Source organism: Roseovarius sp. D22-M7 (assembly GCF_037083785.1).
GTDB lineage: Bacteria > Pseudomonadota > Alphaproteobacteria > Rhodobacterales > Rhodobacteraceae > Roseovarius.
Genome location: NZ_JBAPKY010000089.1, coordinates 1 through 8,692 on the forward strand (window position 1 = coordinate 1; position 8,692 = coordinate 8,692).

7 protein-coding genes are annotated in these 8,692 nt (G+C 60.4%); 2 read left to right on the plus strand and 5 right to left on the minus strand.

What is annotated here, in order from left to right; all coding sequences use genetic code 11:
* Positions 1–196 precede the first annotated feature (196 nt).
* Both V8324_RS20355 and V8324_RS20360 read right to left on the minus strand, forming a co-directional pair.
* The gene (locus tag V8324_RS20355) at positions 197–2,026 is read right to left on the minus strand and encodes a hypothetical protein (RefSeq protein ID WP_336421726.1); all 1,830 of its coding nucleotides are present in this window, start codon (positions 2,024–2,026) and stop codon (positions 197–199) included.
* Positions 2,027–2,323: 297 nt separating this feature from the next.
* Positions 2,324–2,704 (minus strand): hypothetical protein, encoded by a 381-nt coding sequence (locus V8324_RS20360; protein WP_336421727.1) that lies wholly within the window; start codon positions 2,702–2,704, stop codon positions 2,324–2,326.
* Positions 2,705–2,723: 19 nt separating this feature from the next.
* Here V8324_RS20360 and V8324_RS20365 point away from each other — a divergent pair, with 19 nt between their 5' ends.
* A complete protein-coding gene (locus tag V8324_RS20365; protein WP_336421728.1) occupies positions 2,724–3,845 on the plus strand; it encodes an endonuclease/exonuclease/phosphatase family protein in 1,122 nt (373 codons plus the stop codon).
* Positions 3,846–4,286: 441 nt separating this feature from the next.
* Here V8324_RS20365 and V8324_RS20370 read toward each other — a convergent pair whose 3' ends face one another.
* The 3 genes from V8324_RS20370 to V8324_RS20380 all read right to left on the minus strand — a co-directional run bounded on the left by V8324_RS20370 (position 4,287) and on the right by V8324_RS20380 (position 7,488).
* A complete protein-coding gene (locus V8324_RS20370; RefSeq protein ID WP_336421729.1) occupies positions 4,287–5,429 on the minus strand; it encodes a hypothetical protein in 1,143 nt (380 codons plus the stop codon).
* 372 nt (positions 5,430–5,801) lie between these two features.
* Complete coding sequence (locus tag V8324_RS20375; RefSeq protein ID WP_336421730.1) at positions 5,802–6,572, minus strand: class I SAM-dependent methyltransferase; 771 nt, start codon at positions 6,570–6,572, stop codon at positions 5,802–5,804.
* 193 nt (positions 6,573–6,765) lie between these two features.
* A complete protein-coding gene (locus V8324_RS20380; RefSeq protein ID WP_336421731.1) occupies positions 6,766–7,488 on the minus strand; it encodes a winged helix-turn-helix transcriptional regulator in 723 nt (240 codons plus the stop codon).
* 124 nt (positions 7,489–7,612) lie between these two features.
* Here V8324_RS20380 and V8324_RS20385 point away from each other — a divergent pair, with 124 nt between their 5' ends.
* Entirely contained in the window at positions 7,613–8,413 is an 801-nt protein-coding gene (locus V8324_RS20385) for a class I SAM-dependent methyltransferase (protein ID WP_336421732.1), read from the plus strand.
* The last annotated feature ends 279 nt before the right edge of the window (positions 8,414–8,692 follow it).

The window sequence follows — 8,692 nt, forward strand, 5'->3', positions numbered from 1 at the left end:
CCGGCCATCCGAAAAACCGGATCGACGAACTCCTCCCTTGGAACTTCCAGACGTCAAGCTGAAAAGCCCGTGGGGCCCAGCTGGCGCTTACGAAAAACGACGGATTTTGCCTGGCGCATCATTGGACGGTCCTGTTAGATCGGGTCGATCATCTGACCGACCCCGGGCGGGTGTAGAATATCAAGCGCCGCGCGCTCTATTTCGCGACCAGCCGCCACTGCATCGTCACTCTCGACGGATCGCAGGTATCGGTCAGGACCGGAGTAATGCTCCCGGACTTTTCGGGCCCGCGCAACAGACACCGGCCCTGGCCGGCCTCGCTGATCAGGCCGTGCGCGCCGTCTGCGCCGGGCGTCGGGATGAATCTCCAGGTCTGCACCCCTTCCTTCGTGCTGCAAGGATGGGTCGATGTTGCAGCACCTCTCTTTATCGGGCCCGCGATGCACTCTCCGTCGCGTACCTTTATCTTGCCGTCGGATTGCCACAGGAAGATGTCTCTCCTGTTGTTGCATGTTTGCATGAATTGCGTCGTTTTGGCAGTGCCGCGCCTATAGGCGGTGACACAGGTGTTGTCAGTCCGGGCATTCGAGACGATCTGGTATCGTTTATTCACGGCGGGCGGCTGCCTGGGGGTCACCATGGTCAGGATCGCTGACATGTACCGGTCGCGCAACGTCGCCTGATCGATGCAGGCGGGATGAGTCAGGTTCTGCATCGTCGCCTCCTCGCAATAGGCGTTCCGCGCGAACATCAGGTTCTGCTGGAAGATCCGCTCGACCAGCGCCTCCCGGTCCAGGTGAAAGTCCTCGCGCGACACCACCCGTAGCGGCATCCGCGCCATGAACGTATAGGGGTCGGGCAACTTCTCAAGCGTATCGTTCAGGACGTCCTGTGACTTGCAGTCGGCGGGCGGTGCGTCGGGGGTCCAGTCACGGCAAGCCGCGAGGATTGCAGCCACGGTGGCCCGGGCCGCAAGCAGGTCGGTTTGCAACCTTGTCAGCGCGGCAATGCTGCCCGCTCCGTCGCCCTGGGCGCGGCGCATGACGAAATCCAGTTCGGTCTGCCAGGGATCGGCGATCATTGGCACCAGCGCCCGGTTCAGCGTCTCGAACGCCGACAAGCGATAAACCAGATTCAGGATGTCGGGGCTTGGCGTCAGCGCCCCATGGCTCCATCCCGGCAGGGCGGCATAGGAAACGACCCGGTACCCGGTCTTGACCGGCGACGACGTGCCCTTGATGCCTTCGATTGCCTGTTCCAGCCTGGCCCACTGATCTTCGGCACTGCCCGTCTTGTCTCCCGTCAGCCCGCCGGTCTGACTGTAGGTGACCGACAGCGTGCCCGATGAAGAGTGTGTATCGATTTCGTCCTTCATAGCCGCGGATGCGCTCCAGCCTATGCCCTTTGCATCCACGGCCGCATCGATCTTGCGGCGCTCGCTGGCATCCACGGTAAAAAAACTGAGCGTGCCGTAGGCCTCGGCACCGCGGAAGATCACTTCAACGAAGCTGTCGCCGCAGGTGTCGCGGAAGTCGGCATCGCTACGGTCGATCAGGTCCTGCGCGAACGGCGCCAGACGGAGCACCGCGCCATCCTGCGGCGCGATGCGCTGCGGCGGCGCCTGATAGCGCGCGTACAGCGTATAGTTCAGCGCGTTGTGCGCAACGCTGGTATTGGCGGCGAAGCCAAGCTTGCCCGACACCTGAGCCCCGCCGACGATGCCGTTGGCGGTGGCGTCAATGTTGAGCGCTCGCGCGACCTCCATCGCGTTCGTCGACTGGACCATCCGCTGTTCGAACCGGTTTGGATCGTCCGCGTCGATCGTCGCCTCGTAACCCGCCAGACAGGGCTGTGCCCCGCCCAGGGAACCCACTGCGGTGTCGTAGGGCAACCCGATGCGCACAGTGTCGGCGTCGTCCATCGGCAGGGTCTTTCGTGGCAGCTCGCCCAAGTCATCCTGGGCCAGGATGGGCGGTGCGACAACCGAGAAAAAGAGCGTAAGGGACAGGCAGAAAGGAGTGCGCATGAAAATCTCCGGGTTTCGAAGAAAATTAGAGAAGTAGAATTCGAACGGTGCATCGTGCGGACAGATTCTGTCACCAGTAGTATCCAGGTAGTCTGCCGTTCACTGGCAAGTGGATCAAGTGTTTTGCGGTCCACTGGTCGTCTGCGGCCTTTGGAACGCTAAAGTAGAGGCAGACGATCGGCTGACGGGTCGGACGCGCCCACCGATCTGCCACACAACACTGAGGTCTTGGCACTGAGGACTTGGCGCCAATCTGTTCCGGTTTCAGACGCGCGCGTTTGCCGGGGATATGTTCCGTCAGGCGAAACGTGTATCGGAAGGCGGAACGCAAACTGCGGCGGGTTTTCCATCGGCGACGGCAAGCGCGTTGCAAGGATAGAGGGCGGCGCGGTGCGCGCGGCGCCGCTCTGCTTCCGCTGCGGCCCGCAGAAAGAGGCAGACAAGATACGTGTCGCGCATGTCGAGTTCGACGATCGGGCCGGCAATGGCGCCCGACGAGGCATAGCGCCGCCCGCGGCGCAGCAGTTTCAGCAGCGTGCCGAAGCTGCGGACGGCGACGTTGCCCACTACCACGTCCTCGCTTTGGGGCAACTTCCGGCCGGGCGCGAGCACTTGCCTGGATCGGTGCGAAAGACCAGACTTCTCTTCGAAGACAATCTGACGGGAGATCCCCGCCAAAAAAGGACCCTTTGCCCCAATGCCGACCTATCACGACCTACGCACTACCGATGATCTTGAGGAGCGCGACTACGCGCAGGTCTTCCCCGGGCTCGATGAGAATGCGCGCAAGCGGATCATAGATGGCGTGCTTCGACTGAAGGGAGCGTTGCACGTTGAACTTCCACCTCGCCGAACCGACGGCAACCTGCTCTTTGCAAGCTGGAATATCCGCGAGTTCGGCCACCTTACGGGGCGTCTTCCAGAGGCCTATCACTGGATCGCCGAGGTCATCTCGCATTTCGATCTGGTGGCCATTCAGGAAGTCAAACGCACCTTGAAGGATCTCGATATTCTCATGCGCCTGCTCGGGCCCCATTGGGGGTACATGATGACGGACATCACGGGCGGGCCGGCGGGCAACAAGGAGCGCTCGGTCTATCTCTACGACAAGCGGCGCGTGCAGCTGTCCGGACTTTCCGGCGAAGTCGCCGCTTGGCCCGAGCTCCGCGCGGAACTCGCCTTCGAGAGCGCAAGGCCACCCGAACAATTGTCGCGCGCGCCACATGTGACCGGGTTCATCACCGGCTGGAAACGGTTCTCGCTCGTGAACGTCCATCTGGCGCCGGGGGACGGCAGCGAAGACGTTCGGTATCGACGCGACGAGGTGCGCCTGCTTCTGTCGGCCCTCGCCGAAGCGCGAGACGACATGTGGACCGAAAACCTCATCCTCGTGGGGGACATGAACCTCTACGCGGCGCGCGACGGCGATACGGTCGCCCTCCTGGAGAGTGACGGGTATGTCGAGCCGCAAGCGCTGCTGGGTTTGCCCACGAACGCCGCCGGAACCGAGATCTACGACCGCATGTTTCTAAGCTCCAACGAGTATTTCCGACTTGGCACGCGGTCGAATGGCGCCCCGAGTGGCGGCACGCTCGATCTCTTCGCGCATGTCTTCCGCGATGCCGACAAGCCGAGCTATCGCGATGCGGTCATCTCGGACTATGGTGGATCGCGTGACATCGCCGGGGATGAGGATGTCTTCGACTCTTACTGGCGCGTGCACTGGCGCACCCGCCAGCTTTCAGATCACCTCCCCATCTGGATCGAACTTGAAACCGATGACTCCGTGGCCTTCCTAACCTCAAAGAGGCCCGTCTAAGCCCTGCAAGTCGAACCTGCCGTGCCGCTCGAGAGAAAGTTCAAAAAGCACTTCGGCAAGGAACGGAAGATCCGATGGCAGATGAAGGCCCGCATTTGTGGCAAGTGCCTTTCTGTTCGCGCTGGCAGAGAAAGCCCGGATCCTCCCTCGCAAGGAAGACCCGCGGTAGACAAGGACGGCCCAGACCGGCCATTAACTCCCTGATACAATGCTGCGGCGCAGTCCGGAAAAGCGGACATTCTTAGATCATGCGGGGTCATCTATTACAAAATGTCAGTTGGCGGACACAGCTGCCGGCTGAACAGAATTTATAAAGGACCGGCTGGCCATCGAGATGCCAAAAATTCGCATCGATTCAGTCAATGGCCGCTTCGGTACGTCTGGAAGCACTTCGAATGAATGTCCAAAACAATGCTGTTTCTGAGCGGTCCGATGCGGTTTTCAAAATAGGTCGCCAGACAGGTCTTCGATCTCTTGTTCGGATATAGTTCGCTCGTTCACCGGACGAAAGGGCTCGTAATCTTTGACGTTCCACAGGTTCTGACCATGGGCACTGCAGATGAGCAGCCTTTCTATACTCAATGCTTCGCTCTTCGTAAGCCCCTCAAGGACAACCTTGATCGTCATCTCGCCACGGGTAAAAAAGTGCTCGTTGATCTTCCGATTGTGGGAAACACCGGAATTGACATGCTTCCAACGATCGCTCTTGCCTTCACCAAAATACCTGATTGTGCCATCAGCGTCCTGCACCTCGTAGACAATATGGTCAGTTAGAGCGCGGTTGTTCACTACCAGCCTAAGTGGGTTCTTCCGACGATGCGCCTGGACAGTCGTCACCTTTCCCGATTGGTATGTTCGATTGTGGGACGAAACCTCATGCCTCTTGCGATCTGGCAGAAGCTGGATCAATTTGTCGACAGGTCCGAATTTCACATGAACGGGACTGATATACTCCATGGGACCAGTATCAAAACCTGGGATCTGATAACGGCAGAAGCCTTGTTTCAGGAACCGACTCGCTACTCCTTCTTCCCACCCATCCAGCTCTGCACTGCCATATGCCTTGAATTCGTCGAGGGTCATGGCAGGCATCGGGATGATAACGAACCCGAACGCATGGGTTTCTCCGTCCAGAAAGAGATAGGGAGATATCTCATTTGCCCAGATAATATCCTCGGCACGGATCTTGTGCACATTCGACAAAAGCTTTGCATCGGCCTCAAGAAAAAAAGCTGCGTTCCAGCAGTCAGACTTGTCGAACATTACCGAATGGCGCGAACCCCAAGGCTGAATTTCACCGCGCGGAAGGCTCCCACTATTTATTGCTTCGGTAAAAACTTTAAGGGAGGTTTCCAGCAGGAAGCCGCTACCACCATCCGAAACGGCGTTTCCTGTTCCAAATTTAGATGCAATCGTCATCTCGACGAAATCGTCAGGCGATGGTTGGCTTTCAAAGTCGTCGAAAACTCCAGATATGAAACCATTCAGTTTTTTGGCTGGCAACACAGATAATGCGCGGACCAACTCCCTTCGAAACTTCTGTTCTCTGCGCTTTTGCATCTGCTCTGATACGAGAAGGGCCATTGTCTGGGGTCCTTTTTCATAAAGCCTGTCCGGAGCTGCGAACGCTTGGCCAGATCAAGTCTGGTCTGCCGACGCAGTGACCGCAACCCAAACCTGAAGACCTGTATGCGCCCGTGTCGCGACCGTCACAGTGCCAGGATGAGGTTACTAATCGAGGTTACCGAGATCGTTAGCGCGAGTGAAACGCAGGGGGCAACGGGAGCCTTGGTCTGGCCACATTCTCTTTAGTTGCCGTGAGGGGAGCCGGGTCAGCTCGGCCCAGTCCTGCCATTCACTCCCAGTTCTTGCGTGGTGGGGCAGATCACCAGACCGGCCATTCGCTGCGCCTGCGAAACCGCGATACTCCGGATGCACACAAATTGGATGAAGCTGTCACTCAGGCTTCTTCAAGTGCCAAACTTGCTCGACAGGGTATCTCCTGGCCCAACTTGCAGGAACGGCCGCGCGTGTTCCGAATGCCTCATCTGGCGCGTAGAGTTCCTGATACCCTGTCACGTCGAACCCGATGTCGGTGAATAGTGCCATCCAAGACGAAATTGTCAGATTGAAGCATATTCCCGTCGGTTCGTAGTCGACCTCTGTCCAATCCGCGCCGCACATGCCCCGGTAAGGGCGATGCAGCGTCAAGTCGCAGGGCGACCCGTCGATAGGCGCGCAGATCAGCGAAAGCGGATGATTTCCCAGGAATACCATCTGCCCACCCGGACGCAGCAATCGCCGTGCTTCCCGCAACCACGTCGCCGGTGGGCACCAGATCGATGCACCATATTCGGAGATCGCGAAGTCGAATGCACTATCCGGAAGGCCTGTCTCGTCGGCATTTCCCTCGATGAAGGTGATATCCGCACCGTGGTCTGCTGCAAGGCGTCGGGCCGTGGCCAATTGCTCGGCAGAGACATCGAGCGCTGTCACCCGCGCGCCGCGCCTGGTCATCCAGCCCGAGACGTAGCCCGTGCCACATCCGAGCTCGATGGCCTCTATGCCCGTCATGTCAGGGGGAAGCAGGTTCAGGCCTTCGTCCGGGATTCCCCATCTGCCCCATTCCGGAGTCTCGAGACCCCAGAGACGTTCACCGACCTCTACCCAGTTTGCCGCGTCGGCATTCCAGATGTCTCTGTTTATCGACACATGGTCGCGTGTCATCGCGCGCACTCCAAATGATACTCGATTTGGTTCTTGGCACATCTGCGTGGCTGAGGGCTATCGGCCCGGCGTCTCCTAAACAGGCAATCGCCGGCTCTGAGCGAGCATTTGGGAATGCACTGAACGTTCGGATGGCGAATGCCGGGCAATGCGCGCATCGGGAATGTCGTGCACTTGCCGCGTCCGCGCATCCTCACGTCCTGGGCGGCGATGCCATTTGCCTCGCTGGGCCATCCTCCACCGCCCGTGTCTTGGCCATTTCGTCGAAATTGAACCAGCGGCGGAGGCGGCGGATGTGCTTCGGCGCGCCATCGACCTTGAGCCGCCCGTCGTCGATAGCGGTTTCCAGCGCGACATCGCCGCGATAGACCCGGATCAGACTCCCCAGCGTGGCCTCGAGGAAGAGATCGGTCGCCCCGCCCGGATCGGACACGCAGAGATCGAGCGTGCCCGCCTCGCAGACGAACCAGTAGAGCCGTTTGTGCTCCGGCTGATCGGAGACGCTGAGGCGCAGGACGTGGCGATCCGGCCCGAAGGCCGTGGGATCGACGGAATACTCCAGCCCCCAGATCAGCAGACCGAGGTCGAGTTCGCCCTCCTGGAGCTCGCGCCGCGTCCACCGCTGCCCCCAGATCCCGAGCGCGCCGACCAGGGGAAGGAATTCGGCCCCGGCGTGCGTGAGATGATAGGTCCAGGACTTGCCCGAAGGGCCGCGCCGGCGGCGGACGAGACCCTCCGCCTCTAACTTGCGCAATCGCTTCGTCAGCAGGGTGGCCGACATGTGCGGCACGCCGCGGTGGATGTCATTGAACCGCTCCGCGCCAGCGCCGAGGTTGCGGATGACCAGAGCGGTCCAGCGTTCGCAGAAAATTTCCGCGGCCTTGGCGATGGGGCAGAACTGGCCGTAGCCCTTCATGGCAGACTCCCGTGTCCTGCTCAGGATACCGCAGGTGCCCCAGGCTGAATACTCCATTTCGTGGAGTATCAGTGGACGCGCTCGCCGGGCAGACTTTCGTGGAAGCCAGCGAACGGAGACAAAGATGAACATCGAGACATTGAGCCTGGAGGCCCAGATGTGGGGAGACCCCGGCAGATCCTACGACGGGATCTCGTTTGGCCTCTCGGACACCATCTCGCACACGGTCCAGGCCCTCTGGCCGCGGCCCGGCGAAAAGATCCTCGACATCGGAACCGGCACCGGCTGGGGCGCCCGGCTGGCGGCCTGGCGCGGTGCGGCCGTCACGGGCGTGGACATCGCTCCTGGCATGCTCGAGGCGGCCGAGATCCTGTCCACCGGTCTCGATCCGCGCCCCGACTTTCAACGCGCGGCCGCCGAATCGCTTCCATTCGACAACAGCAGTTTCGATGGGGTGCTCTCAACCTATGGCGTCATCTTCTCGAACGAGCCCACTCGGGCCGTGGCGGAGATGGCGCGGGTGCTGCGACCGGGCGGTCGCCTGGCGCTGGCGACCTGGGCCGATGAACCAGAGGGCTACATCGCGGGTTTCTTCGGCTTGGTGGGCAAATGGGCCGACGCACCCCCGCCACCCGCCTCGCCCTTCGACTGGGGTCATCCGGACTGGTTGCGGGAAACGCTGGGCGCATTCTTCGAGATCGAGGTCCGTGAACAGGTGACGACGCTCTATGCGCCGGACGTGGCGACGGTCTGGGCGGAGTATGTCACCGGCTTCGGGCCCGTCGCGGCCACGCATGCCGCCCTGCCACCCGACCGGCGCGAGACCTTCCGAGCCGCCTTCGAGGACTTTCACCGGCCCTACGAGACCGCGTCGGGTCTGACGATACCGCGCCTCGCACTGGTCGTCCGCGGCCTGCGGATCTGAGCCATCGCATGAAGTTTCGTGCGGCTACGCGACCTGCCCAGAGCTGACTTTCAGGTCGAGTTCATCGCTGCGCTGCGGCTTCTAAATTTCTGCCATTTGCGCATCGCGCGAAACCCTACCGGGTGACTTGTGCTTGGATGAGCTTGCTGCTGCCGGCGGAGTTGAATCAACTCCTGTCTTCACAGAAGTATCCGTGTTGATCAAGCGGTTTTCGGGGTCCACTTGCGATTAGCTTTGACGAGCGCATTTGCCATTTCGATAAGTTTACGCATGACGGCG